General features: G+C 42.7%; 23 protein-coding genes. 12 read left to right on the plus strand and 11 right to left on the minus strand.

The window, feature by feature from the left end:
- Positions 1-55 precede the first annotated feature (55 nt).
- The 3 genes from guaB (at position 56) to pdxH (ending at position 3,850) form a co-directional block, all read left to right on the plus strand.
- Positions 56-1,528, plus strand: coding sequence for an IMP dehydrogenase (guaB, locus tag HCZ91_RS07530; RefSeq protein WP_179798904.1), 1,473 nt, complete (start codon positions 56-58; stop codon positions 1,526-1,528).
- A gap of 211 nt (positions 1,529-1,739) precedes the next feature.
- Entirely contained in the window at positions 1,740-3,107 is a 1,368-nt protein-coding gene (gene glmM / locus HCZ91_RS07535; protein ID WP_179798905.1) for a phosphoglucosamine mutase, read from the plus strand.
- 71 nt (positions 3,108-3,178) lie between these two features.
- Positions 3,179-3,850, plus strand: a complete 672-nt coding sequence (gene pdxH / locus HCZ91_RS07540; RefSeq protein WP_179799005.1) for a pyridoxamine 5'-phosphate oxidase — start codon at positions 3,179-3,181, stop codon at positions 3,848-3,850.
- Positions 3,851-3,992: 142 nt separating this feature from the next.
- On the opposite strand, the gene HCZ91_RS07545 is transcribed toward pdxH, so the two are convergent.
- The 7 genes from HCZ91_RS07545 to HCZ91_RS07575 all read right to left on the minus strand — a co-directional run bounded on the left by HCZ91_RS07545 (position 3,993) and on the right by HCZ91_RS07575 (position 12,339).
- Positions 3,993-5,255 carry an HlyD family secretion protein gene (locus HCZ91_RS07545; RefSeq protein ID WP_179798906.1) on the minus strand — a complete coding sequence of 421 codons (1,263 nt, stop codon included), beginning with the start codon at positions 5,253-5,255 and terminating at the stop codon, positions 3,993-3,995.
- A gap of 85 nt (positions 5,256-5,340) precedes the next feature.
- Positions 5,341-7,029 carry an MFS transporter gene (locus HCZ91_RS07550; protein WP_179798907.1) on the minus strand — a complete coding sequence of 563 codons (1,689 nt, stop codon included), beginning with the start codon at positions 7,027-7,029 and terminating at the stop codon, positions 5,341-5,343.
- A 361-nt stretch (positions 7,030-7,390) separates the two neighbouring features.
- Positions 7,391-8,020 carry a glutathione S-transferase gene (locus tag HCZ91_RS07555; protein ID WP_179798908.1) on the minus strand — a complete coding sequence of 210 codons (630 nt, stop codon included), beginning with the start codon at positions 8,018-8,020 and terminating at the stop codon, positions 7,391-7,393.
- Positions 8,021-8,024: 4 nt separating this feature from the next.
- Positions 8,025-8,702, minus strand: coding sequence for a type 1 glutamine amidotransferase domain-containing protein (locus HCZ91_RS07560; protein WP_179798909.1), 678 nt, complete (start codon positions 8,700-8,702; stop codon positions 8,025-8,027).
- Between the two features lie 239 nt (positions 8,703-8,941).
- Complete coding sequence (locus HCZ91_RS07565; protein ID WP_179798910.1) at positions 8,942-9,991, minus strand: NADP-dependent oxidoreductase; 1,050 nt, start codon at positions 9,989-9,991, stop codon at positions 8,942-8,944.
- A 167-nt stretch (positions 9,992-10,158) separates the two neighbouring features.
- Positions 10,159-11,370: an iron-containing alcohol dehydrogenase gene (locus HCZ91_RS07570; RefSeq protein ID WP_179798911.1), complete on the minus strand. Its 1,212-nt coding sequence runs from the start codon at positions 11,368-11,370 to the stop codon at positions 10,159-10,161.
- Positions 11,371-11,739: 369 nt separating this feature from the next.
- A complete protein-coding gene (locus HCZ91_RS07575; protein ID WP_179798912.1) occupies positions 11,740-12,339 on the minus strand; it encodes a TetR/AcrR family transcriptional regulator in 600 nt (199 codons plus the stop codon).
- Between the two features lie 428 nt (positions 12,340-12,767).
- Between HCZ91_RS07575 and HCZ91_RS07580 the strand changes: the two genes are divergently transcribed.
- Positions 12,768-14,246: an aldehyde dehydrogenase family protein gene (locus HCZ91_RS07580; RefSeq protein WP_179798913.1), complete on the plus strand. Its 1,479-nt coding sequence runs from the start codon at positions 12,768-12,770 to the stop codon at positions 14,244-14,246.
- 114 nt (positions 14,247-14,360) lie between these two features.
- On the opposite strand, the gene HCZ91_RS07585 is transcribed toward HCZ91_RS07580, so the two are convergent.
- Positions 14,361-14,609 (minus strand): hypothetical protein, encoded by a 249-nt coding sequence (locus HCZ91_RS07585; RefSeq protein WP_057760515.1) that lies wholly within the window; start codon positions 14,607-14,609, stop codon positions 14,361-14,363.
- Between the two features lie 206 nt (positions 14,610-14,815).
- Between HCZ91_RS07585 and HCZ91_RS07590 the strand changes: the two genes are divergently transcribed.
- From HCZ91_RS07590 to HCZ91_RS07615, 6 genes are all read left to right on the plus strand, one after another.
- Positions 14,816-15,367: a deoxyribodipyrimidine photo-lyase gene (locus tag HCZ91_RS07590; RefSeq protein WP_179798914.1), complete on the plus strand. Its 552-nt coding sequence runs from the start codon at positions 14,816-14,818 to the stop codon at positions 15,365-15,367.
- Positions 15,368-15,416: 49 nt separating this feature from the next.
- Complete coding sequence (locus tag HCZ91_RS07595) at positions 15,417-16,118, plus strand: IS1 family transposase (protein ID WP_179798915.1); 702 nt, start codon at positions 15,417-15,419, stop codon at positions 16,116-16,118.
- A 36-nt stretch (positions 16,119-16,154) separates the two neighbouring features.
- Positions 16,155-17,009, plus strand: a complete 855-nt coding sequence (locus HCZ91_RS07600; RefSeq protein ID WP_179799006.1) for a DASH family cryptochrome — start codon at positions 16,155-16,157, stop codon at positions 17,007-17,009.
- Between the two features lie 69 nt (positions 17,010-17,078).
- Positions 17,079-17,516: a DUF3429 domain-containing protein gene (locus HCZ91_RS07605; protein WP_179798916.1), complete on the plus strand. Its 438-nt coding sequence runs from the start codon at positions 17,079-17,081 to the stop codon at positions 17,514-17,516.
- Between the two features lie 210 nt (positions 17,517-17,726).
- Positions 17,727-18,980 (plus strand): NnrS family protein, encoded by a 1,254-nt coding sequence (locus tag HCZ91_RS07610; protein WP_179798917.1) that lies wholly within the window; start codon positions 17,727-17,729, stop codon positions 18,978-18,980.
- A gap of 284 nt (positions 18,981-19,264) precedes the next feature.
- Positions 19,265-19,780 (plus strand): Rrf2 family transcriptional regulator, encoded by a 516-nt coding sequence (locus HCZ91_RS07615; RefSeq protein WP_075106063.1) that lies wholly within the window; start codon positions 19,265-19,267, stop codon positions 19,778-19,780.
- 125 nt (positions 19,781-19,905) lie between these two features.
- On the opposite strand, the gene HCZ91_RS07620 is transcribed toward HCZ91_RS07615, so the two are convergent.
- The 3 genes from HCZ91_RS07620 to HCZ91_RS07630 all read right to left on the minus strand — a co-directional run bounded on the left by HCZ91_RS07620 (position 19,906) and on the right by HCZ91_RS07630 (position 22,780).
- A complete protein-coding gene (locus HCZ91_RS07620) occupies positions 19,906-20,652 on the minus strand; it encodes a hypothetical protein (RefSeq protein WP_179798918.1) in 747 nt (248 codons plus the stop codon).
- A gap of 120 nt (positions 20,653-20,772) precedes the next feature.
- A complete protein-coding gene (locus HCZ91_RS07625) occupies positions 20,773-21,519 on the minus strand; it encodes a hypothetical protein (protein WP_179798919.1) in 747 nt (248 codons plus the stop codon).
- A 316-nt stretch (positions 21,520-21,835) separates the two neighbouring features.
- Positions 21,836-22,780: a prolyl oligopeptidase family serine peptidase gene (locus HCZ91_RS07630; protein WP_179798920.1), complete on the minus strand. Its 945-nt coding sequence runs from the start codon at positions 22,778-22,780 to the stop codon at positions 21,836-21,838.
- Between the two features lie 541 nt (positions 22,781-23,321).
- Here HCZ91_RS07630 and HCZ91_RS07635 point away from each other — a divergent pair.
- Both HCZ91_RS07635 and HCZ91_RS07640 read left to right on the plus strand, forming a co-directional pair.
- Entirely contained in the window at positions 23,322-24,500 is a 1,179-nt protein-coding gene (locus HCZ91_RS07635) for an MFS transporter (RefSeq protein WP_346342185.1), read from the plus strand.
- 209 nt (positions 24,501-24,709) lie between these two features.
- Positions 24,710-26,380, plus strand: a complete 1,671-nt coding sequence (locus HCZ91_RS07640) for a fatty acid--CoA ligase (protein WP_179798922.1) — start codon at positions 24,710-24,712, stop codon at positions 26,378-26,380.
- Positions 26,381-26,401 lie beyond the last annotated feature (21 nt).

Consider the following 26,401-nt stretch of genomic DNA (forward strand, 5'->3'; position numbering starts at 1 on the left):
GATACGCTTAACCCTGAGCTCCTACCCATCAAAATAACCACCACTAGGGGTCTGTATGTTGCGAATTGTCGATGAAGCCTTAACCTTTGATGACGTTTTATTATTACCAGCCTATTCTGAAGTTCTACCAAAAACTGCTGATCTGTCTACTCGTTTGACCAAAAACATCACACTTAATCTTCCGCTAATCTCTGCGGCAATGGATACTGTGACTGAGTCTGAAATGGCTATCACAATGGCACAGCTTGGTGGCATGGGTATTTTGCATAAGAGCATGGACATCGAAAAGCAAGCCACACAAGTACGCCGTGTCAAAAAATTTGAAGCGGGTACCGTTGTTGATCCTATCACTGTCCACCCAGAGATGACGATTGGTGAATTGCTGCGTTTGACCCAAGATAACAATATCTCAGGTGTGCCTGTGGTCGAAAAAGGCACAGATAATGTTGTGGGTATTGTTACCCATAGAGATTGGCGTTTTGAGACCAATTTGTCATTGCCAGTTAGCCAGATCATGACGCCTAAAGAGCAGCTGGTAACTGTTCATGAAGGTGAAAGCAACGAGAATATCAAAAGATTGTTGCATGAGCACCGCATCGAAAAAGTCATCGTCATTGATGATAACTTCCGCCTGCGTGGTTTAATTACTGTTAATGATTTTGCCAAAGCTGAAAACAATCCAAATGCGTGTAAAGACGAGCAAGGTCGCCTACGTGTTGGCGCAGCTGTTGGTACTGGTGCTGATACGCAAGCACGCGTTGAAGCATTAATCGCCGCTGATGTCGACGTTATCGTTGTTGATACGGCGCACGGTCACTCAAAAGGTGTGATTGATAAGGTTTCTTGGATTAAGAAAAACTACCCACACGTACAAGTAATCGGTGGCAACATCGCAACAGGTGAAGCTGCAATCGCTTTACGTGACGCAGGTGCTGATGCAGTAAAAGTAGGTATCGGCCCTGGTTCTATCTGTACCACGCGTATTATCGCAGGTATCGGTGTACCACAAATCTCAGCCATTGATAACGTTGCTAGTGCTTTAAAAGATAGCATTCCATTGATTGCTGACGGTGGTATTCGTTTCTCAGGTGATATGGCAAAAGCAATCGCTGCTGGTGCATCATGCATCATGGTTGGTTCACTCATGGCTGGTACCGAAGAAGCACCAGGTGAAGTTGAGCTGTTCCAAGGTCGCTACTATAAAGCTTATCGCGGTATGGGTAGTTTGGGTGCAATGTCAGGATCAAATGGTTCTTCAGATCGCTACTTCCAAGATGCAAAAGACGGTGTAGAGAAGCTAGTACCAGAAGGTATCGAAGGCCGTGTTCCTTATAAAGGACCAGTTGCGGGTATCGTTAATCAGTTGGTTGGTGGCTTACGTTCATCAATGGGTTATACGGGTTCTGCCACGATTGAAGATATGCGTACCAATCCGCAGTTTATCAAAGTAACCTCAGCGGGTATGAAAGAATCGCATGTGCATGACGTGCAAATCACTAAAGAAGCACCGAACTATCGAGTAAACTAGATCGTTCCGTAAAATACTTCTCTTTTGTAGATTTAAAATGTATTGATGTTAGCTGAGACGTAAAGCTTCAGCGAGCTTAAGATACAAACAGCCAACAATGCTCTGTTATTGTTGGCTGTTTTTTTTGTAAAATACAGAAACAGATTATTACAACAATAGTATTGCCTGCGTATATGCTTGGCCTTTTATTTTTTGACTTGAGGAACATATAATGAGCTATTTTGGCACTGATGGAATTCGCGGAAAATTTGGTGAATTACCAATTACCCCTGACTTTATTTTAAAACTAGGCTATGTCACTGGACTTGTACTCATAGAAAAAAATGAAAACCCTACGCGTAAGCCAAGTGTGGTGATTGGTAAAGATACGCGTCTGTCAGGCTATGTGATAGAGGGAGCATTACAAGCAGGTTTTAATGCGGCTGGTGTTGATGTTTATATGCTTGGTCCATTACCAACCCCAGCGATTGCGCATCTGACCCGTAGCTTTAATGCAGATGCTGGTGTGGTTATCTCAGCCTCGCACAATCCTTATTATGATAATGGCATCAAGTTTTTCTCAGGTGATGGCAAAAAGATAAGTGATGAGATGCAAACTGCAATCAATGATAAATTGACGGCAATTATGAACGACGTTGGTAGTGATGTTGCCATAATGCCTATTCTTGATCCTGCACATTTGGGCAAAAACAACCGAATTGATGATGCTAAAGGTCGCTATATTGAATTTTGCAAAGGCAGTTTTCCTTATCAATATGACCTCAGTCATCTGACGGTAGTAGTGGATTGTGCCAATGGTGCAGGCTATAGCGTAGCACCTAGAGTAATGCGCGAGTTGGGTGCCAACGTGATTGCCATCAATAATACGCCAGACGGTATCAATATCAATGCTGAATGTGGTTCTACCCATCCTGAAAGCTTACAAAAGGCCGTGCTTGAGCATGAAGCAGATGTCGGTATTGCACTAGATGGTGATGGCGATCGTATCGTAATGGTTGATGAGACGGGTAAGCTAGTCGACGGCGATGGGATCTTATATGTGCTTGCTACCCAAGGTAAAACCAAAGCTGAAGGTGTTGTCGGCACACTCATGAGCAACATGGGGCTAGAGCTGGTGCTAAAAGATGCAGGTATTCAATTTACCCGTGCAAAAGTGGGTGATCGCTATGTGATGCAGGATTTAGAAGCTAATGGCTGGATATTGGGCGGTGAGCCATCTGGTCATATCTTATGCTTAGATAAAAGTCGCACAGGGGACGCTATCATTGCTAGCTTGCAAGTATTAGCAGTGATGCAAGCCAGAGAGCGTGCGCTAAGTGAGCTTGTTGAAGGTTTTGAAGTGTTGCCGCAAAAGCTAGTCAATGTACGTTTGTCTCAAATGCAAGATCCATTCAAACATGAGGAGTTGGTTGCTGCTTTTGATAAAGCACAGGCAACGCTAGAGGGTCGAGGTCGTCTATTGATACGTCAGTCAGGTACAGAGCCTATGATTCGCGTGATGGTAGAGTCAGATGATGAAATTGAATGCGATGTAATGGCGAATGACTTAGCTGATCTTATAAAATCAGTACTAGGCTAATACTATTTAAGGCAATAACTGGTATTTAAGACAACAACATTATAGTTTTCAAATAAGGAACTGCCATGAGCATGGACTTTACCGACCAACGCCTCTCATACGAGAAAGGTGAGCTTGACCAACAGTCAGTACCAACGTCACCATTCGAGATTTTTAAAGCTTGGATGAATGAGGCGCTAGCGCAAAAGGTGCAAGAGCCTTATGCAATGAGTTTGGCGACATGTGGCGCAGACAATAAGCCTAGCGTCCGTATTGTGTTATTACGCGAAATTACTGAGACAGGTATTGTTTTTTATACCAATTATGAAAGCGCAAAAGGGCAGGATATCGCAGAAAACCCTAACGCTGAAGCATTATTCTTTTGGCATGAGCTAGAGCGTCAAGTCCGTATCAGCGGTAGTATCGCTAAAATAGATGCTGATAAATCGGCTGCTTACTTCCAAAAGCGTCCCCATGATAGCCAAGTAGGCGCTTGGGTGAGTCAACCGCAAAGTGGTGAAGTGGCCAATCGTGAAATCATGGAGCAAACGTTTGAACAGCTTCAAGCAGCGCACCCTGACAATACTACTGTACCAACGCCAGAGTTTTGGGGTGGGTATGAGATTACGGTTGAAAGTATTGAGTTTTGGCAAGGTCGAGCCAATCGGATGCATGACCGAATTGTGTATACGCAGAGTAGCGGCGATGATAGTAAAGTCAATGAAGGCAATACAAGCTGGACGACCAAACGTTTATTGCCATAGTTGTTATAGTTTGAAGCTATAGATTATACAAAACTAAAAAAGCCACTCTAAATCCAATTTCTTTGGTACCTAGGGTGGCTTTTTTACGTTAGCTATTGACCTTAATTAGCATTATTTTTTAATTAACTTTTTATTTAACCTTTCATTTAATATTGGTATCGACATCCACTGAGACTGACATACCAGGACGTAAGCGTGCCAGTTCAGGCTGATCTTGGTCTAAGTCGATGCGTACAGGGATACGTTGAGCGATTTTTATGTAGTTACCAGTCGCAGGGTTGGCTGCACCTGCACTAAACTCACTGCCCGTTGCTGGCGAGATATTACTGATGTGACCATTAAATTTGGCACCGCCAAGCGCATCGACATGAATGGTCGCAGGCTCACCGATTGCCATATTGGCTATTTGAGTTTCTTTAAAGTTTGCAATGATCCAAATGCCTTTTGGCACGATATACATAAGCTGCGTACCAGCGCTGACGTATTGGCCTTCTTTGACACTGACTTGGCTTAGCTGGCCAGATTCAGGCGCAGTGATAATAGTATTGTCTAGATTGATTTGCGCTTGCTTGACGCCTGCCTCAGCATTTTTGATATTTGCATCTAGCGATGAGCGACTACCGCTAGTCTTTTCACGGTTTTCTTGAGCGGCCTGTAAATTGGCTTCTGCTTGCTGTACACCTGCCTGTGCTTGGGCCAATTGCGCCTTGATATGAGCAACTTCTGCTTTTGATACCGCACCAATAGCATCTAAACCTTGATAACGGTTTACATCTTCACGCGCACTTTCTACATTGATTTTGGCACTATACAAATCAGCTCTACGTGCTTCGATTTGTGCTTGACTGGTTTGCGTGTCTTGGTCATTGGTAGAGCGGTTAGTAAGAGCTACCTCTGTATTTGCTTGGGCTTGTTCGAGCTGCTGCTGAAAGGTTCGATCGTCTATTTTTATGAGTAAGTCGCCAGCTTTTACGTTGGCGAAGTCTTGCACGGCTACCTTGGTGACATAGCCAGAAACTTGCGGGCTAATAATAGTGGTTTGACCTTTGACAAAAGCATTATTGGTTTGCTGTACCGTTGGGGTGAACGGTGGGAGCTTCCATGCATACAAAATCAATGCCACGCCAATGACAATCAATAAAATTAATAAGACTAAATTCAGATAGGATTTTTTCTTGGGCGACCAACCAGTAGTATCGGGTATTGGCTCTTTTGGTGGCATTGGTGGTTCATTGCTATCTGAACTGTTTTCTACATCATCTTCTGCTGTCTTAGTTTCTGATTGCGAAGAGATTGCAGCAGCCTTCTCTTTACTTATATCGGACGCTATAGGTGTGTTTGTTGCTGGAGCGCCAGTGGACGTCTGAGGTGTTTGACTAAGCTCATTTGGTTTTTCTTGGCTCATGACGTGCTCCTAAATTTTTAATAAATATTGAAATGGACTGGCTATAAATGAATGAGGTGAAACATGATTAATAGAATAAACTGAGTTATTTTGACTCACGCATTTTTGCAATAACGGCAAGCTCTTTAGCAAGTGGATTGCGCTTGTGGTAACGGTTATAAAAATAGTTGATCAATAAAATGGCTGTAACGAAAGTAGCAAAACTGGCCATTAAAAAGAACAGATCGCTATAAGCGGAGACAGTTGCTTGGCGCTGAATCCCTTGCAACACTTGACTCATTGCAGCCACATTCGCTTGCGCTGCGTCCGTCGTTTGGTTTGACAATACACTACGAGTACCAGCAATTTGAGCGCTGAACGTAGGATCACCCAAGTTCAGTGAGCTGACCATATCTGCATAATGGACCTGTGTACGAATGGTCGTAAATGCCTGAATAGCCGCTGCACCTGCCAATCCGCCAACCGTTTGGGAAATACCAAAGATGACCGAAAAACTAATGATATAAGCAGGGCCACTAGCAATAGCTCGCAAAAATCCTTCGAAAACCAAAGGCCCCATGAAATAGACTGCAGCAAAGGCAATCAAAAACTGGCTAAGATAAAACATATAGGGCGCTGAATTAATAGACACACCAACATCCATCCAAGACCCTAAGGCAATCAATGCCACTGCAAAAATAACAGGTCGGCGCAAATCCATCGCATTGGTACTAAAAATACTAATAATCAAAGCCAGTGCACTGGCGGCTATAATAACAGCATAAAAAGTAACCAGCTGATCGTTACCGTAGCCGAGGTTAGCGAGCAATCCTGCCGCTCCGACATTTTGCTCAGATAGCAAAATCCGCATGACAGCGCCCGTCACCATAAAGGCAATAATATTGCGGCTACGCATCCAGCGCACTTGTAGCATCGGATTTTTGCGATGCGTCTCAATCCATAGAGCGATGCTAATCCCGACGATAGCAATCATCAGTGGATAGACGAGCCAAGGTGTCGTCCACCATAAAATTCGACCCTGTACCAAAACGACAGCCAATGCAGCCAGACCACTGGCGAAAAAACCAAAGCTTACAAAATCCAATTTCTCAAATACTTTTTCTGTATTACCTGGCGGTAGCTCCAATATATTAATCAGCCCAAAACAAATCAGTGCCAAGCCAAATTGAAATAAAAATAAGTTTTCAAGCTGACCGTCGATGGCGAGATAGGGCGAGATGATTCGTGATAGTGGAATACCAAACTGCACCAAGCCAAAACCCAATATTAAGCCACTGGTCCGCTTGACGGTTGGCATGCCTTGCAAACAATAGAATAACCCTAAGATGGTCATGCCACTTGCCACCATACCGCTAAGTCCCCTGGCGACAATCTCTAGGTAATAAGGCTCAATTCCTATATTAGGCGTATCTAACAAATGACTACTGATTAACCACTGTAAACTCGTGGCAGCTAACAAAAAGAACAGAGTGATTTTACTAAAAAGTGACATACCAAACTGCTGGCGAATTTTGTACAGCAGAACGGTGATACAGGCATTGGTCATATTATAGCTAACAGATATCCAGCCACCTTCGGCTGGTGTTAAGCCCAGTTGACCCTGAATTTGAGTAAGATTTGCGACGAGTAGACCGTTTTGGAAGCTAGCAGTGAGACCAACGAAAATCCCAATAAGTAAATAAAATACTTTACGGCGTGCAGGATGATCAGGGTTGGCAGGAGAGCCTACCATTATCGGTTGTTCGTGGGGCTTAAACTGATATTCGTTACTCATGGACGTACCATCATCTGTATAAGGAAATAGAATGGCATAGAACAGATTCCAGACGCAAAATCAGGTCAGTACGATGAATGTTCATAGCTTAAAAACAGCGGAGTTACTGATATAAATGCTGGTCAAACTGGAAAGATAACCGAAGAAATGCAGGGCATATTTTATCATAATCTTTATAGCGCTTTTGTCATTAGCGCGTAACTCATTGGCGCTATTGAATAAAGATATAGCAGTATTTCGTGCAATATGACGAACATTAAAACAAGCGATGCAACAAGTAAAAAATGCTATACACACAAACAGCTCTATACAGAGCTGTTTGTGTGTATCGGAAAATTGGTCTGTCAGTTATGATGCAATGCTAAACGGATTGGTCGTACTTAGCCTCTAGCTGCATCGCACGCTGATAGCTATCAAGACTGGCTAGCTTTTCAGCATACTGTTTGATATGCGGATAGGCGTCGAGTTTTTGACGCTTAGCGAGAATGATTAAGTCAAATGACAACATAAAGTCAGCACCACTTAGCTTATCACCCACAATGAACGACTTACCTTCAACCGAAGCATCCAGATATTCAAACAATCTGGTTTTTTCTGTATCGATATAGCCATTCAAAAACTCATTGTCATCAATGCCTGCTTTTTTGGTAAATAGCTCAAGCATTAATGGCAACATCAGCGAGCTTTCTGCAAAGTCAATCCACTGTAGATAATACCCATAGTCCGAGCTGTCTGTCGCAGGACGTAGACGCTCGGGCGCAAATCGCTCAATCAGTAACTCAGTAATGGCCCCTGATTCAGCATAAATTTGGCCGTCCATCTCGATAACTGGAGATTTACCGAGTGGGTGAACTGCCTTCAGGGAATCTGGTGCCAAATGAGTCTTGGCATCGCGCTGATGACTGACCACTTCATAAGGCACGCCTAGCTCTTCTAAGAGCCAAAGCGTACGCAACGAACGTGACTGATTAAGGTGATGTAAGCGAATCATGATATTAACCTTTGAGCTTGTTGATCAAACGCGTAGCCGCTTCTTCTGAAGATGCTGGGTTTTGACCAGTGATCAATAAACCATCTTCCACGACAAACGATTCCCAATCGGCCGCTTTTTCATAGTTACCACCGTTGGCTTTCAAGACATCTTCTACTAAGAAAGGCACCACATCTGTTAAGCCAGCCGCTTCTTCTTCTGAGTTGGTAAAGCCAGTAACGGTTTTACCTTTTACTAAGTACTCGCCATCAACTTTGACGCTTTTAAGCGCGCCAGGTGCATGACAAACAAAGGCAACAGGCTTGTCTTGCTTGACGAAATTCTCGATCAATTCGATAGAGTTCTTATCTACTGCCAAGTCCCACAATGGACCGTGACCACCTGGATAAAAGACTGAATCAAAATCTTCTACTTTCATGTCAGCAAGTTTCTTGGTATTGGCCAAGTGCTCTTGCGCCTCTTTGTCGTCTTTAAAACGCTTGGTATCTTTGGTTTGTGTATCTTCAGTATCGCTATTAGGATCTAGTGGTGGCTGACCACCTGCAGGAGACGCTAGAGTAACATTGGCACCCGCATCGAGAAACGCATAGTAAGGTGCAGCAAATTCTTCTAGCCAAAAGCCAGTTTTCTTACCAGTATCGCCTAAACGGTCATGAGAAGTTAGTACCATTAAAATGTTCATAATTATCCTTGTTTATTATTTATGTGTTAGTAACTATATAGCCAACAGTCATAAGTTTTCCGTTACATCATTAGCTGTTTTTACTTAATTAGCCTAGATGCAAATAATGACTGTTAGCATTATTCCTGCTTTGTGAGCAACTTTCAGTAGTGATATTAGCAATTTATGTTGTTAAGTAGTTATTCACAACGATTGCTAACTGTCAGTAGCTGCTTAACTACTCAATGTTTAACCAGTAACTATTTAACGTCAGATACTTTGATTACGGTTTTACCAAAGTTATCACCGTTTAACATACTGACAAATGCATCTGGGGCATTATCTAGACCGTCAGTAATGTGCTCTTTGGTTTTTACTTCGCCTGACTCTACCCATTTGCTCATAGTTTCTAAGAACTCTGGGAAGTGGTCGCCGTACTCTTCAAAGATAATGAAACCTTTGACGGTTAAACGGTTGGCCAATATTTGACCCATTAGCATACCCAAGCGGTCTTTGCCGTCAGGTAAGTCAGTGGCGTTATATTGTGATACTAGACCACATACTGGGATACGGGCATGCGCGTTCAATAGTGGTAATACGGCATCGAACACTTTACCGCCAACGTTTTCATAGTAGATGTCGATACCATCTGGACATGCTGCTTTTAATTGCTCAGCGAAGTCGTCAGCTTTGTGATCGATACAGATATCAAAGCCAAGCTCATTGATTGCAAAGTCGCATTTCTCTTTGCCGCCTGCCACACCGACAGTGCGCAGACCATATTGATTACCGACTTGACCGACAGTGGCACCGACAGGTCCAGTGGCTGCAGCGACAACTAAAGTTTCGCCTTTTTGTGGTTTACCGATATCAGTCAGACCCATGTAACCGGTGAACCCTGGCATACCTAACACACCTAAACCATAAGAAGGGTTTGCCATGTTTTTGTCTAGTTTGAGGACGCCTTCGCCATCACTAACACTGTAGTCTTGCCAGCCTGAGTTTGATACGACTAAGTCGCCTACAGAGAAGCTATCGATATTTGACTCGACTACTTGCGCTACGGTACCACCCATGATGACGTCACCGACTTCTAATGGGTCTGCATAGCTTTTTGCATCGCTCATACGCCCACGCATGTATGGATCTAGTGATAGATATACAGTGCGTAGTAGCATCTCGTTATCTTTTGGCGTAGGAATGTCGCTAGTTGTCAGATCAAAGTTGTCAGCAGTTGGCTCGCCATTAGGACGGCTAGCCAATTTGATTTGACGGTTGGTTTGTTGATTCTGTTGTTTGTCGAAGCTCATTGTAGGACTCCTTTATATTTATTAATTGTCATTATTATAGTGGTGTTAAATGTAGTAGCTACTCAGCATGGAATAGCTACTACTATAAATAGCATAACGATATGTACTTATTGTTACTGTCGCGATTTTTCTTATAATTCTTCTGACGGTTCTTGCTAAAGCGCTTATTAAGACGCTTTGCTAGTTACAGCGCGCTGCAGGATACGACGTGATACTTCTAAGTCGTTGGTACCATGTTCACCAAGCTTAACCATGTTATGCACTTCAAGCTGCTTGATGATTGGATCAATCGCTGATTCCGTCAAGTCAACATCTTCTAGGCTAACTGGCAAGCCAAGCTCGCGGAAGAAGTTTTCAGTGTAGACAATAGCCGTTTCGATGATGGCATCGTCATCTAGGTTAGTATCGGTAATGTTCCATACGTTACGTGCATACTGAAGCAGTTTTTCTTTCTTGCTTTCTTTTAGCTCACGCATGACTGATGGCAATACGATGGTTAGCGTACGTGCATGATCGATAGCGTGTAGTGACGTCAGCTCATGACCAACCATATGAGTTGTCCAGTCTTGTGGCACACCAGTACCGATCAGACCGTTCAATGCCATGGTCGCTGTCCACATAATGTTCTTACGTGTTTCTAGGTTTTCTGGATCTTGCTTAACAACTAGACCTTCATCAATAAGGATTTTAAGCAGGCTTTCAGCGAAGGCATCTTGGACTTTAGCGTTTACTGGGTAAGTTAGGTACTGTTCCATTACGTGAACAAATGCATCAGCCACACCATTCATAACCTGACGCTCAGGCAAGGTAAGTGTTTTGATTGGATCTAGAATTGAGAATTTAGGGAAGGCCAATGGGTTACCAAACGGTAATTTTGCTTGACGTTCGCTATAGTTAATGACGCCGCCTGAGTTCATCTCAGAACCTGTGGCTGGGATGGTCAATACAGCACCCAAGTCGACAGCAGAGTCGATATTTTTGCAATAACCAGTTAAGGCATCCCAAGCTTGGTCACGTGAGACAGTGCCGTCTTCTTCAGTCAATGAAGAAACGAGTGCGACAAATTTGCTGCCGTCAATCACAGAACCACCGCCAACTGCTAATAAGAAGTCGATGTTGTGCTCATTAACCATATCAGCGGCTTTAAGTAATGTGGTGAACTCTGGATTGGCTTCAATGCCACCGAATTCAAATACAGTACGGTTACCGCTTGCCGCTAGTGCTGTTTTTACTTCGTCTAAAGTACCAGTACGCTGTGCTGAACCACCACCATAAGTAATGAGGACACGCGCATCAGTAGGGACTAGATCTGATAATTGCTCGATTTGACCTTCACCAAAAACGATACGGACTGGGTTGTAATATTGGAAGTTATTCATAAGATTCCTAATTAGTAATAAAAAGTGTTTAATAAAAACGGTTCAATTAAATGGTTTTGACATGAGATATTGTCTGATATTAATCAATGAATGATAAGCAATGCTCGTATAGACATTCATTCTTAATATTTGTGCGCATTGTACACCAATTAGACCAGTCGTCTAGTGATATTTACAAGACTCTCGTATAACTGTCTAAGTCATATGCAGATGTCTTTAAGAAATTCGTTCAGAAAAGAGAAAGTCATAAAGCACACTGAATACTCAAGCATAATATTGATAGCTATTATCTATGAACGTTATGAATATTCAATGTGCCTTAATGGTTACGTTAGAAGTACAGTCGATAGAAATTCAAACGGTTAACGATCATCGTCCCATTTGGGTCGTGGTCATCTGCCAAATTTCTGCTAAAGGCGTATTGGTTTGGCTAATCTTTGCAATCAAGCTTGCGCCAAGCCATGCAAAATACCAGCGCTTGGCCATACTCTCAGCCGAGATGTTATCGTGACGAGGGACAGACTCATCGAGCCAGCCAGTTTTGATCTGCTTAGCAAGCCACATGGTCGTCTGCTGATAGCCAGTATCGAGTGCCTTACGCATGGTTTCTGACATATCGGCTACCTCTGCGCTGAGCTTAACCACCAAGCATTTCTCATGGTCACAGCCGTTCTGCTGCGTGTCATACCAGTTTTGAAAATAATCATATAGTTTTTGCTGCGCACTGACATCTTGTGCATCGATGACATCTAACCGAGTCTTATATAAACTAAAGTAATGATTAATAATGGCTTCACCAAAGGCCTCTTTAGAAGCAAAGTAGTGGTAAAAAGAACCCTTTGGTACACCTGCTGTATCTAAAATCTGCTTTAGACCAACAGCGGTAAAACCTTTTTTAGCAATTAATTGGTAGCCAGTAGCAAGTAAATGAGCTTTGGTATCTGGGGTAGTTGCGTCTGTATTAGACATAAACAGGATTGTCTCCCTTGGTAGTTGCTTATATTAGCGTATGTATTAGATAGTCAGTTAAAACAGTTAGCGTTCATTTGAACGTCACGTTGATGGCATATTGTAATAGGATATAGTTATATGTGTTACGTTCTATCAACAATATTCACTGACAAAGTAGTCTTGTTTTATTAATAGCTATGGTAGCATTAGACCAGTCGTCTAGCAAGGTAGGTTTTGTTGTTATCCGTTACCGTTAGTATTTATTGCTAAAGATCATTTTTCATTAGAGCTTTTTTTAATTGATGACTATTGATTGATAGCTCAGTAACGATTTCAGACTTATCACTTGCCAGATATTTTCTCATTAAGATATCGCCGACTTAATAATTTTATTTTAATAATCGCAAACCAATACTTAACATAACAAATTAAAAATAAGGATGATTATGTCAACCAATACTACGAATGCATACAGTGACTTCCATTTGCAGTTCATCGCTGGTGAATGGCAGACTGGTAAAGACGATAGCACCAACACCAATACCAACCCATATAACGGTGATACGCTGGTAGAGATCCAGCAAGCGACCAAGGATCAGTTGAACGAAGCCTATGATGCTGCGACCCAAGCTCAAGAAGCGTGGGCCAAGCAGACACCAGCAGCACGTGCCGCAGTGTTGTATAAGGTCGTAAATATACTTGATCAGCGCCAAGAAGAAATCGTCGATTGGCTAATCAAAGAGTCGGGCAGTACCCGTATCAAAGCCATGGTCGAGTTCGGTGCGACGCGCGCGATTACCCTTGAAGCAGCGACATTCCCTAATCGTGTCCATGGTGAGATTCGCCCATCGAATACTCCTGGTAAAGAAAACTTCATTTATCGTGAGCCAATTGGCGTAGTCGCTGTTATTAGCCCGTGGAACTTCCCACTACATTTAACTCAGCGCTCTATCGCGCCAGCCTTAGCGCTTGGTAATGCTGTCGTGCTCAAGCCTGCTAGCGATACACCAGTAACAGGTGGTTTGCTATTGGCTAAAGTGTTTGAAGAAGCAGGTCTACCAAAAGGTCTATTAAACGTCGTGGTCGGCTCAGGTAGTGAGATAGGCGATGCAATCGTTGAACACAAAGCGTCAAGTTTTGTGTCATTCACAGGATCAACTTCAGTGGGTAAACACATCGGTGAGCTAGCTAATGGTGGTGAGCATATCAAACAAGTGGCACTTGAGTTAGGTGGAAACAGTCCATTTGTTGTACTCAAGGATGCAGATATTGATCAGGCAGTAAAAGCAGCCGTGTTCGGTAAGTTCTTGCATCAAGGCCAGATTTGTATGGCTATTAACCGAATTATTGTTGAAAATGAAGTGTACGATGAGTTTGTAGAGCGTTTCTTGTCTCATGTTAAAACGTTACAGGTAGGTGATCCTAACGATCAAGGTACTGCTATTGGCCCAATCATCAATCAGAAACAAGTTCAGTCACTTAGAGATAAGATTGATGAGGCACAGAAAGAGGGCGCAAAAATGCTCTTGAGCGGTGAAATCAATGGTCAATTAGTCCCGCCCCATGTCTTTACCGAAGTTACTAGAGAGATGGATATTGCCTATAATGAAATATTTGGACCATTGATAGGCATTATTCGAGCCAAAAATGAAGAGGATGCTTTGTCGATAGCTAATGATTCTATGTATGGCTTATCTAGTGCGGTGTTTACCGCAGACATGCAAAAAGGTTTACGTTTCGCTCGTGGTATCCGAGCAGGTATGACCCATATAAATGATATTCCAGTAAACGATGAAAGTAACGTGGCTTTTGGTGGTGAGAAAAACTCAGGCATCGGTCGTTTTAACGGTGAGTGGGTACTAGAAGAGTTCACTAGAACGCATTGGATCTCAATGCAAAATGAACCACGTGAATATCCATTCTAATTGTCCTAAAATAGAATGCTGATAGCTAATAAAAAAGACCGCTTTGATAGCGGTCTTTTTTGTGTGATATTTGGCAACTTACTGAGAATGACGTATTTGAAGTTGGTCAATTTCTTATCTGGCATGAAAGCCAAGTAGCCCTTCAATCTCTTCCATCGTCATCCGTCTTACCAGTGCTTGTTCTTCTACCGACAAGCGATTGGTGTGCTCTTTTATCATCGTATGAATACTCCGCGATATCTCAGAGGTAGTCGCGTAATACATTTGAGGCTGTTCTTTTGTCAGCCTCATCAAAAATCGATTAATAAGTTTACGCTTTTCATCTGATTTATTTTCTTCAGTCGTAGTATTATTTTGAGTCATGGTGTTCTCCTAGAGGTAAGCCATTTAAGCAGTCAGACATATGAGAGTCAATGCTTATAAGTGGTTTCTGGGGCTGAACGCAGTGCCTTACAAGTGTTAGGCTCGCATCATGGTTGAATGCTAATTATGTTGGATATCGTATATGATATTTTGAGATTAAAGTTTAAAAATAATAAATCAGCGCTAAACAGCCAGAAGGATAGGGTATGTCAAATCAAGCAGTGAACAACTCAGAGAATAACAATGTCACGTTGGTACTGTTTCATAATGACTTGCGGGTAGCGGACAATGCCACTTTATTGAAAGCATCTAAGATATCCATTAATGGAAAACTGCTATTGCTTTACGCGTCATCGTTGACAGATATATTAGATAATAAAGATCATTACGATGCCTATCGTTATGAGGCTATGGGTCAAGCTCGTCAGCAGTTTTTGCATGAGAGCTTGGCTGATTTAAATGCGTCACTGATACAGCGTGGTAATAGATTGCTGTATTTACAGAAAGGCGAAGAAGCATTAGACGTCTTTACTCAGTTGAGTAATCTAATAGCGCAGCAACAAGTGACAGATATCTGCATCAGTCAAACGGCAGATTATAATCAAAACAAAGTATATGACCTTCTACAGGCGAAATATCCAGAGATACAGTGGCACATTCAAACAACGGCAACTTTGTTTGATGAGTTACCGCTAGAGAGCTTACCCAAAAGCTTTACGCAATTTCGTAAACAGGTGGTGTGTCAGAAAGTATGCTGAGGAGATAAAAGGAGGGTGACAGCCAAAGCAAGATGATATATTTAAGGTTATGAAGACACAAATAGATATCAGCTGCCCCGACTGTCACAGTCCCAGTTTAAAGAAAAATGGCATAAAAAGCTATGGTAAGCAAAACTACCATTGTAAGGACTGCAAACGTCAATTCATTGGTGATCATGCTTTAACCTACCAAGGTTGTCACTCCCAAATAGAAGATAAAATACGGCTAATGACGGTTCATGGTTGCGGTGTTAGAGACATAGCGGTTATGGCCTCAGTCAGTATTGGAAAAGTGCTTAGTACCATAGGCTCATCTGTTTATAAGATCGCGCCTAAGAAGCGCTACTATGAACGCTTAGAGGTTGATGAATTCTGGACTTACGTGTATCGCAAAAAGCGTAAAGTTTGGCTTATTTATGCTTATGACCGTGCTACCAATGAGATTGTTGCTTATGTTTGGGGCAGACGTGACTTAAAAACGGCTAAGAAGTTAAGAGCGCGTCTTAAGCAGCTTACAGTCAGCTATGAATCGATTAGCATGGATAACTGGGACAGTTTTATAACAGCCTTTAAACTTGATCACAAACGAGTTGGCAAATCTCATACGGTAGGCATTGAAGGTAATAACTGCCGTCTTAGACACCGATTGCGTCGGGCGGTTAGAAAAACCTGTTGTTTCTCTAAGAAGCTTGATAATCACTTTAAGGTGTTTGATTTGGTGTTCTTTTATGTCAATTATGGCTACGTCTAATGCCAGCATACTTTTTAGAACACCACCCGTAAACAAATCGAAACCGATTATGATTTGCTGCATGCAGAAAAAGATATAGCAATTTATCCAACACCAGAAACACTTGCTCCATTACCTGACAATATGTTGAGTAGGGACGAGTGCTTTTTTGAATCTCAGTTGTCTAATCAGGCAGGGCGTGATAAGCCATCACAGCAGCCATCCAGCTTCAGAGGTGGCGAGTCAAATGGTCTTAAGCACTTAGATGCTTATTTCTGTTCCGATGCGCCCAGCACTTACAAAACTACCCGAAACGCGCTTGATGAGTGGTCGCATTCCACAAAGTTCTCCGCTTGGCTTGCAAACGGCTCGCTGTCTGTAAACACAGTATTAAATCGTTTGCGCCGTTATGAGCGCGATATTATCGCAAATGACTCTACCTACTGGATATGGTTCGAGCTGCTGTGGCGTGAGTATTTTTATTGGTATGCTGTCACCCATCGGCAAAAGTTGTTTTGGTTTAAAGGCATCGCTCAGCACGCGCCTTCAACTCAATTGATTGAGAGTCTGTTAGCGCAATGGAAGAGTGGTACAACACAATATCCTATCGTCAATGCTTGCATGAACCAATTGCGTACGACAGGTTATATGTCGAATCGTGGACGACAACTGGTTGCCAGTTGCTTTATCCATGAGCTAGGCCTTGATTGGCGTTATGGGGTAGCTTACTTTGAGCAACATCTTGTTGATTATGATGTCGGCAGTAATTGGGGCAATTGGCAGTATCTGGCAGGCGTCGGCGCTGATCCAAGAGGATGCCGACAGTTTAATCTCGACAAGCAAACCCAGCAATACGATCCAAACGGTGAATTTATCCGTCAGTGGCAAGGCAACACTCAAAAGAGTGATTAATGTATGTTGAAAACTTCCACTCAACAGGTGACAACTATTATTAGACTAATCATAAGATAGGTTTAAACAATGAAAAAGCCCAGTCCTTATCTAACTTTTGTAGGTGCTATTCCGTTTGTCGCCTGTGCATTTTTGCTGATGATAGACGTTGTTACCGTGCCTATGCTTGGCTCGGTAGTCGATATACTAAGTGCTTATGGCCTAATGATTGGCTCGTTTATGGCAGGCGCGCATTGGGGTAATCATTTAGATTTAGCTGACAACAATAAGTGGGCTATTAGACTTCCACTGTATAGCAATGTCATTGCGCTTGGCCTTTGGCTTGGTTTTTTGACCTTGTCAGCCATTGGTTTTATTTGGCTATTAGTGATTGGGTTTATAAGTCTGTTGGTTATTGATTATAGCCTTCATCGAGCGCAGATTATCAGTTACATATATTTTAAAGTTAGGCAGTATGTCACGGCGATAGTGGTCGTATCGTTAGTCATCGCGGCATTACAGTTGTAAGTGGTGTTGACTAAGTCATGGCTAAATAATAGCTAAAGAACAGCCATTCTGCTTTCTTGGTTTTTATAATTGAGATGTTGGTCTCAGAGATTCCCGTAGGCGCCGCAATTCGGTGAGTAAAGTATTTGATAGTTGGACTAAAGATTAATAAAGTTCATTTAAAATGAATGTTATAATTAAAGCCATCTATACTCCTCTAAGAAGATGGCTATGCAATCTATCAAGTTACCTAGCAAACCACCAAGCTCTCCGAATCCTATCCTTAATTTAAGCTTTCGCATATTTTTTAGTGCTGCTGCGCTATTTGCCGTAGTAACGATGCTGCTATGGGCGTTTGTGTTCACTGGTCACACGGATATCGATGCACAGGTTTTGAACCCGTTATACTGGCACGGCCATGAAATGGTGTATGGTTATGCCCTAGCAGTGGTAGCCGGGTTTTTGCTAACCGCGGTCAAGACATGGACAGGGGTGATGATGCCGCATGGTTATAAACTGCTAGGTATCTTTGTCTGTTGGTTGCTGGCTCGTCTGAGCTGGTTGGGTTTTGGGGTTGGCATAACGCTCATAGGTGATAGTATATCGTGGCTATATATAGCAGCCATTTTTGATGTAGTATTTGTCGCCTCGATGGCATATGTGATATGTCGAGCAGTATGGCAAGTTAAGCAGTACAAGCAAATGGGTATCTTGGCAAAACTGGCACTGCTGACCTTTGGCAACGGACTCTGCTATTGGGGCATTATTAATGCTGATATGAATACAACTAAGATAGGTATTTATCTTGGGTTCTACTTGATCATCGGTTTGGTGCTGACTATTGGCCGCCGCGTAGTGCCATTTTTTATCGAACGTGGTCTTAGTATGAGTATAGGTGTGGAAACGTCAGAACCCGTTAAGCTACGTAATAGTAAAGGACAAGATATCGCAAGCTTAGTGTTTTTCTTCGCCTTTTTTATCAGTGATGTGTTTTATCCAAACCAGTATTTGCTGACGGTTACGGCGCTCGGTGTGGCAGTCATTAATATCGTTCGCCTGATAGGGTGGTATCATCACGGTATTTGGCAAAAACCATTACTTTGGTCATTGTATATTGCGTTTTTGGGCATGTGTTTGAGTTTCTTATTATACGCACTACAGCCTTGGTTGGGTTATCCGCACAGCCTCGCCATGCATGGATTGGCGATTGCAGGTATCGGTATGATGACGGTGGCAATGATGACGCGAGTATCTTTGGGTCATACGGGTCGCAGCATTCACCAACCGCCCAAAACGGTAAATCTTATGTACGGTTTGATGGTATTGGTATTTGTTAGCCGCGTACTGCTACCATTAGTAGATATGAGTCATTACCTAGTTTGGATTATGATTGCACAGGGTGCTTGGATTGCTTGTTTTGTGCTATTTTGCATCAGTTATCTGCCCATGCTGGCACGTCCTCGGTCTGATGGTTTATTTGGTTGAAGTGGGCTAACGATACTGTTTACAAATGCTATGTCTAAACGTTATTACCAAAAATGCGACTTACTTTGTCTAGGGCGTGTGCTCAATTCAAACGAGTGTCCTTTAAATGGGCTAAAAATAGCTAAATTTTGCCAAACATCGTCAAATAGTTGGTCAATATCTCGATATTATCTGCACTATTTTTCTCGTTTGACAGCAATTTATCTTATTTTTATCACCATTTTTAAAATGAGGACACGCCCTAGCTTAATATATAAAATTTGTAAAAATAGGAACGCAAGTACATGCGACTGACCAATTATAGTGACTACGCGCTACGCTCATTGATTTATTTAGCCGTAAGACCAGATCCATCACTATTGGCTAATATTAGCGATATTGCTGACAGCTATGGTATTTCTAAAAGTCATTTGACTAAGATTATTCATCAGCTGGGTCAGCTTGGTTATATAGAAAGTGTGCGTGGCAAAAACGGTGGCATACGCTTGGCACGTGCGCCTAAAGATATTAATTTGGGCGTATTGATCAAACAGATAGAGCCTGATTTTAATTTGGTAGAGTGCTTTGCCGTACCAGCGTCTCATAAGGATAGTGAGCAGGGCGCTCATCCGGCGGATTTGCCAGTGACATTCATTGAGGAAAAAAAGAATAAATCACTAGGCTGCGTGATTAGTCCAGCCTGTCAGCTAAAAAGCGTGTTTTTTGAAGCGCTCACCGCATTTGTTAATGTGCTTGAGCGTTATACATTAGCAGATATTCTGAACAACGAAGATGAGCTTGCGACATTGCTGTTTCGGTGACAGCTTCGATAATAGTGTTGATATGATTATGATCAGCTCACAAAAATGGGTCGCTACACTAGTAAATACAGTAATAGCGACCCATTTTTATATCTATAAAAAATATATGTCTAAGGTGTGAGAAATTAGGCGTTTTCTAGTTTTGGACGTGCTTTCTCAACGGCTTTCACCAGAGCTTTCTCAAACCCACCTTTTTTGAACTGAACAAGATAAGAATGCGCAGCGCAGAAATTGCGTACGTCACGCCATTCATGAGCCAAATTGGTCGTCCAGTCGCAGTATTGCGCGCCCGCGTTTGGTTCGTTTTTCAGTGCTTTTTTGGTCGTGGGGTGCAATATCAGCTCAGGCAATACAGCTTCTAATAACTTAATTGGTGGACTCATAAAAGTATCATCTACGTGCAAGCTTTGGCTGGCAGGATGATAAGCCAATAAAGAACCTGCATGGATCATCTCATTGGGCGAAATATAGTAAATGCCCTCTGACATTGAAAACTTAAGTTCAGGATAGCGTGCAGCGACTGCGTCACTTTCTACCAAATCATCTGCCCAGTTGATTCCTGGCACTTTTTTATGGTGACGGCTACTGCCATAAAACGTCGCTTGCGGGAAGTCTTTGGCCATTTGAGCACAGCTGACTGTATGAAACGGATGTACGTTCAGCACCGCTTCGACATCTTGACCATTGTTAGTGAGTGCCATAATCTCATCTCGAACATCACCCGTTAGAGCGTAACTGTCCAAAAAGATAAATTTCCCTGATGGCAGCTTGACCAACGAGCATTGAGTGCCGATATTTAGCACGCCACCGAGACGGAATGTTCCGCGTATGTTCCAAAATCCTGCGCCTAAATCATGAATGTGATCAGTCATTTATAAATTTCCTCGTCTAGTAAATGAAATAAAATATGTAAACAAAACCAAGCTACTTTTTCACTGTAAACTTCATCTTTCGAGCTGTTTTAATAATATGTTTTCTAAAGGTTCACGCTTTTATACTTTCTCAAGCTCAGTGCAAGCCAAATCAATCGCTGATATAAGTGCTGTCTCAAATTGACCTTCCTTAAATACCACTAAGCCTGAATGTGCGCCGCAAAAATGACGACCATCACGCCACTCACTTGCCAGCTCTACTGCCCAATCACAATAGTGTTTAGCTGCATTTGGCTCATCTTTGAGCGCTTTTTTGGTAGTAGGGTGTAAGCCTAGGTTAGGCTGCACGGCATTTATTAACTTGGAAGGAGGTATCTCAAAGGTATCATCGACATAAATGCTCTGGCTAGCAGGATGATGGACCAATAATGAGCTGGCATGAACTGTTTCATCCGGTGAGATGTAATGGATGCCTTGAGGTATAGAAAATTGGAGTTCAGGGTAGCGTGCAGCAACGGCATCGCTTTCGACCAAGTCGTCTGCCCAATTGACTTCAGGTACTTGCTCTGGATGTCGGCTACTGCCATAAAACGTCGCTTGCGGAAAGTCTTCTGCCATTTGAGCACAGTGTACTGTATGAAACGGATGAACATTGAGGGCGGCTTCGACATTTTGACCGTCATTGGTCAATGCCATGACTTGCTGACGCACATCGCCAGTTAATGTATAGCTATCCAAAAAGATAAACCGTCCTGATGATAGTCTTATGAGTGCACACTGGACACCGATATCAAGGATACCGTTTTTGATAAATGATCCTCGAATACTCCAAAATCCTGCACCCAAATCATACATCTTATCAGTCATCAACATTGCTCCTTAATCGTTCATTTATTCAATCGTTTTACTTGTTTATAGCACCCTATAGTCGGTTCAATATACCTTGGATACAAGGAAGGCGAGTGAAAGTATTACAAGTTGTAGACTAAGCGAGCCTGACACCGTATCCAATTTATAGAGGATTGACTATAATGATTATTAATTTTTATAGCAGTAATGTCTGTAAGAAAAAAGATATAAGCAATGTAAATGTGTAAAAATAAAAAAGAGTTGTTATTCAAATGTCATCATCAGCAGTGAAGGCTGTCTTTCCTTCCTTTTATTAAGTGGGTTAAAAGATAGCTTATAAACAGTCTTTGTAATCATAGGCTGATATACGAGGATCATTTTTGTAGCTTTCATTGCCACATAAGAATTTATCGAAACGGGTATCACCGTTAATATAACGTTGCATCCATGCGATAGCAGGCTTGCTTAATAGTTTCTCGTTAAAACGATGGCTGGCACAGAAATGACTGCCGTTGTTAATCTCGACCTTCATTTTTGGACCGTCAGCTTTTTGATAAAAGGTATTGGTATATTTTTTATTCGGGGCGATACGGTCGTTTTCACAAGCGATGAATAGAGCAGGCGTATCCATCGCGCCATAGCTCGTATCGTGATAGGGTGTTTGTGCAATGATGGCTTGCACCGTACTGCGCTCAGTTGCCAATCGTAGCGCACCGCCGCCGCCCATTGACCAACCAATCGCGCCCAAACGATTTGGATCGATTATATGACTCACTGTTTCATCCGCGATGAGATGATCGAGAGCCGCGCTCAATTGCTCAGCACGGCTATCTGGGTTATCGTAAATGGAGCTAGTATTGATAGTAATAACGACAAATCCCCAAGAGGCCAAACGCGGTCCCCACCATTTGATAGAAGACTCATACGACACGTAACCTGGCACCACCGCGATACCACCTAGCAGACCACAGTTAGCAGCATCCGTTGGATAATGTATGGTACCGCCACCAAAGCCATTGGCTGATTGGCGACTCACGTGCTTGGTACTGACAGAAAACGGACCGTTATCGCGTGTTTTAGTGAGCTCAGTAGCAGTGATAGCGTCATCCTTTATACAGTCTACTGACGCTAGTGATTTTGTATAGTTAGACGTCGGTACGACTGGATTAAGACCTTCAACCCTAGTTTCGGACGCAGTTACTTCTGCTACAGCCATCGTAGAGAAAACCAATGTACTCATCGCGATCATAAGTTGTGAAAGCACCATATTTTTTGTCATCGTAAATCGTATTCTCATAGGTTGTGTGGTCGTGCACGTCTATGGGTTAGAAAAGATAGACGTAGGTAGTGATTGTTAACTGTCATTGTTATCAATCGTTAAAGTAGTTAAATGATTAGCAAGTGAGTTAATAGCATCTAACCATACTATCCTGTATATGCAATAAACGTAACGTTGATCTTGACCTCGTGAGTCGAAAACTGTCTTCATCGTACCAAGTCGTAACGTGATTCCTAGTCAAGTTTTTCTACGATAATCTCTAGCTCAAATAAAGAATCTATCAAGCGTTAATAACACTTTTAAACCTGAGTATATTAGTGAATGTGCTACCATAATTTGCTTGTCATTATGATGAGCATTTATCGTTTAATAACGGTGATTTTGCTTATACATTTAGCATAAGCAAAATCACCGTTATTCCTCTCTATCATCCACGCCAGTGACGGTTATTATTTACAGTCATGGTATAACCAATATAGTCAGATCCCCTGTGAATAATTCTAAAGATCAGATCCAAAATATAACAGCTGTGCCGCCAGTCATCTCCAATCATTCAACGTCGTGGATACTGAAGCTCACAATTGGCCTGATAGGTATGTTTGCTTTTTTGCAAGTGTATTCTATTCAGGCAGTACTACCAGTTATGATGGTGGACTTTGCTGCGACCGAAGTACAGGCTGGCATGATCGTTGGTGCCACTGTGTTGGCCATTGCCATCATGTCACCATTTTTGGGCATGCTCTCAGATGCAGTCGGGCGCAAGTCGTTTATCGTTGGCGCTTTATTGTTTTTAGCGATACCGACAGCGCTTATTGCCCAGAGCTCGAGCATTGAATGGGTCGGCATTTGGCGCTTCATGCAAGGATTGTCCGTACCGGGTATTACGGTGGTGACAATTGCCTATATCGGTGAGGAGTTTGAGGGCCGGGCAATGACTGAGTTGATGTCCTTTTATGTGTCAGGATGCGTGCTTGGTGGCTTTATGGGTCGGTTCTTGCTGGGGCATTTGCATGAGTTGATTGGCTGGCGGCATGGTTACTACGTCATGACCGCAATGACCTTGCTAGGCGCGATATGGGTCGGCAAGATGCTACCATCGTCTCGTCACTTTGTGGCCAACCCCAATTTTCGCTCAGCGATACAGACGCTGGGTGAGCACGTCACCAATCGCTATGTGGTAACAGCATGTCTGCTTGGCGCTTGCGTGCTGTTCTCCCTTGTAGGCTGCTTCACTTTTATTAATTTACATCTGGCAGATGAACCGTATCAGTTGACGACAGGGGCACTTGCTAATATTTTTGCAGTGTATTTGCTTGGTGTTATTATCACGCCATTATCTACGACATTGCTACGACGGTTTGGCTCAGCGCGTACAGTACGGGTAGCTATCGTCGTATCTATGGTTGGATTGTTATTGACTCTGGCCACGCCATTATGGGGGGTGATTATAGGACTGGCTATTATGTCGTCTGGTGTATTTATTACGCAGTCAGCGACTATCAGCTATATCGCGGTCAATGTGAAAAAAGGCCGATCATTAGCTTCGGGTCTATATTATATGGGCTACTATACAGGCGGTACGCTAGGGGCCTGGCTGGGTGGCATAGCTTATGCGCGAGGGCAGTGGTCTCTTACCGTATGGTTGTTATTGTTTGTGCAGGTACTGGCGTTATTAATAGCCAGTTTTGGAATGATTAAAACCACAGTACGGGCAAAGTGATTGGCTTTCTTATGTAGTGTATGTTTGATCAGTCATCTTGTGATACTTAATGTAAGACCGCTTTACACAGCGCCACTTTTTTCTTACTATCAATAACGATGTTATTATAAAAATTAAAATGGTTAGCGCAGTAGATTTTATGCTGCTAGTAACTTGATTATTATTGTTATTTATCCCTTATAAGTACGACAAACAAGGAAGTCAGTTCTATGTCAAACATTTACCACAGTGCACCATCTGCCTACGATTATCCATTACTGGTCAAGCAACTATTAAGCCGTGCAAAAACGGTATCGCAAGATCAAGAGATTGTATATGCGGACAAAAAGCGCCTAACTTATAAAGAGTTGTTTGAGCGTATCAATCGTTTGGCCAATGTATTGGCAGACCTAAAGCTTGATGCAGGTGACGTGGTTGCCGTGATGGATTGGGACAGTCATCGCTATCTTGAGTCTTATTTTGCCGTGCCAATGTCAGAGTACGTTTTACAGACCGTCAATATCCGTCTATCGCCTGAGAAAATCCTTTATACCATCAACCATGCCAAGCCTAAAGTGCTCATGCTCAACTCTGAGTTTGCGCCATTGGTTAAAGACTATCAGTTCGAGAACTCAAGTATTGAGCATATTATTTGGCTAGATGACAATGGTGTCACGGCTGAAGGTATCTTTGGTAGTAATCAAAGCCGTGTCACAGGCGAATATGAAGCGCTATTAGAAGCTGCCAATAGCGAATTTGATTTCCCAGATTTTGATGAAAATACCATTGCGACGACTTTTTATACGTCAGGCACGACAGGTGATCCAAAAGGGGTCTTCTTTAGTCATCGTCAGCTAGTGCTACATACACTAGCAGAAGCGGCAACTTTGGGTATGCTGCCTGATAAGCAAGGCGTGAGCTATGGTGATGTCTATATGCCGATGACGCCAATGTTCCATGTACATGCATGGGGTTTTCCGTTTACAGCAACCATGGTCGGTCTAAAGCAAGTCTATCCAGGTCGTTATGCGCCTGATACGTTGATGGACTTAATTGTCAATGAAAAGGTCAGTATCACCCATTGTGTACCAACGATTTTGCAAATGGTACTCAAAGAAGCACAGGATCGCGACGCCAGCTTTAATGGTCTAAAAATGATTATTGGTGGTTCAAGATTGACCGAAGGTCTAGCCAAAACGGCGATGGCACAAGGCATTGAAGTTTACACAGGCTACGGGATGTCAGAGACCGCCCCGCTTATTAGCTTAACGGGTTTTAGTCTCGATGAGCCTGAAATGACTGAAGAAGAAGACATTGCCCGTCGTTGTATGACAGGTAAACCCGTACTTATGGTCGATGCTCAGGTATGGGGTGAAGGCAATAAGTCAGTGGGAACTGGGCCAGACAATACAGGCGAGCTGGTATTACGTGCGCCTTGGTTGACCCAAAGTTACCTTAAAAACGACGACGCTGGCAAAGAGTTATGGGAAAATGGCTATATGCATACCCAAGATATCGCTTACATACGTCCTGATGGCTATATCAAAATCACCGATCGCTTAAAAGATGTGATCAAATCAGGTGGTGAGTGGATTTCATCACTAGAGATTGAGACTATTTTATCACTACATCCGTCAGTAGCCGATGTGTCAGTGATTGGGGTGCGTGATAAGCAATGGGGCGAGCGTCCGTTGGCTTTGGTGGTGCTAAAGCCTGATGCTAAGGATACTAGTGCTGATGATATCAAAGCGATTGCAGAAAAAGCGGTAGAGCGCGGTATCATTCCTAAGTATGGTGTGCCAAGCCAGTTTAAATTCGTTGATGAGCTACCAAAAACTTCCGTTGGTAAACATGACAAAAAAGTCATGCGTGAGATGTATGCCAATCAAACTGAGATTTAATTAGTATTAGTTAAATGTTCA

It is taken from the genome of Psychrobacter sp. BI730, assembly GCF_013414195.1.
In the GTDB taxonomy this organism is placed as follows: Bacteria; Pseudomonadota; Gammaproteobacteria; order Pseudomonadales; family Moraxellaceae; genus Psychrobacter.

What these genes read in the sequence shown, in the direction of transcription:
- guaB (WP_179798904.1), top strand. Translation starts at nt 56, where the DNA reads ATGTTGCGAATTGTCGATGAAGCCTTAACCTTTGATGACGTTTTATTA.
- glmM (WP_179798905.1), top strand. Translation starts at nt 1,740, where the DNA reads ATGAGCTATTTTGGCACTGATGGAATTCGCGGAAAATTTGGTGAATTA.
- pdxH (WP_179799005.1), top strand. Translation starts at nt 3,179, where the DNA reads ATGGACTTTACCGACCAACGCCTCTCATACGAGAAAGGTGAGCTTGAC.
- HCZ91_RS07545 (WP_179798906.1), bottom strand. Translation starts at nt 5,255, where the DNA reads ATGAGCCAAGAAAAACCAAATGAGCTTAGTCAAACACCTCAGACGTCC.
- HCZ91_RS07550 (WP_179798907.1), bottom strand. Translation starts at nt 7,029, where the DNA reads ATGAGTAACGAATATCAGTTTAAGCCCCACGAACAACCGATAATGGTA.
- HCZ91_RS07555 (WP_179798908.1), bottom strand. Translation starts at nt 8,020, where the DNA reads ATGATTCGCTTACATCACCTTAATCAGTCACGTTCGTTGCGTACGCTT.
- HCZ91_RS07560 (WP_179798909.1), bottom strand. Translation starts at nt 8,702, where the DNA reads ATGAACATTTTAATGGTACTAACTTCTCATGACCGTTTAGGCGATACT.
- HCZ91_RS07565 (WP_179798910.1), bottom strand. Translation starts at nt 9,991, where the DNA reads ATGAGCTTCGACAAACAACAGAATCAACAAACCAACCGTCAAATCAAA.
- HCZ91_RS07570 (WP_179798911.1), bottom strand. Translation starts at nt 11,370, where the DNA reads ATGAATAACTTCCAATATTACAACCCAGTCCGTATCGTTTTTGGTGAA.
- HCZ91_RS07575 (WP_179798912.1), bottom strand. Translation starts at nt 12,339, where the DNA reads ATGTCTAATACAGACGCAACTACCCCAGATACCAAAGCTCATTTACTT.
- HCZ91_RS07580 (WP_179798913.1), top strand. Translation starts at nt 12,768, where the DNA reads ATGTCAACCAATACTACGAATGCATACAGTGACTTCCATTTGCAGTTC.
- HCZ91_RS07585 (WP_057760515.1), bottom strand. Translation starts at nt 14,609, where the DNA reads ATGACTCAAAATAATACTACGACTGAAGAAAATAAATCAGATGAAAAG.
- HCZ91_RS07590 (WP_179798914.1), top strand. Translation starts at nt 14,816, where the DNA reads ATGTCAAATCAAGCAGTGAACAACTCAGAGAATAACAATGTCACGTTG.
- HCZ91_RS07595 (WP_179798915.1), top strand. Translation starts at nt 15,417, where the DNA reads ATGAAGACACAAATAGATATCAGCTGCCCCGACTGTCACAGTCCCAGT.
- HCZ91_RS07605 (WP_179798916.1), top strand. Translation starts at nt 17,079, where the DNA reads ATGAAAAAGCCCAGTCCTTATCTAACTTTTGTAGGTGCTATTCCGTTT.
- HCZ91_RS07610 (WP_179798917.1), top strand. Translation starts at nt 17,727, where the DNA reads ATGCAATCTATCAAGTTACCTAGCAAACCACCAAGCTCTCCGAATCCT.
- HCZ91_RS07615 (WP_075106063.1), top strand. Translation starts at nt 19,265, where the DNA reads ATGCGACTGACCAATTATAGTGACTACGCGCTACGCTCATTGATTTAT.
- HCZ91_RS07620 (WP_179798918.1), bottom strand. Translation starts at nt 20,652, where the DNA reads ATGACTGATCACATTCATGATTTAGGCGCAGGATTTTGGAACATACGC.
- HCZ91_RS07625 (WP_179798919.1), bottom strand. Translation starts at nt 21,519, where the DNA reads ATGACTGATAAGATGTATGATTTGGGTGCAGGATTTTGGAGTATTCGA.
- HCZ91_RS07630 (WP_179798920.1), bottom strand. Translation starts at nt 22,780, where the DNA reads ATGACAAAAAATATGGTGCTTTCACAACTTATGATCGCGATGAGTACA.
- HCZ91_RS07640 (WP_179798922.1), top strand. Translation starts at nt 24,710, where the DNA reads ATGTCAAACATTTACCACAGTGCACCATCTGCCTACGATTATCCATTA.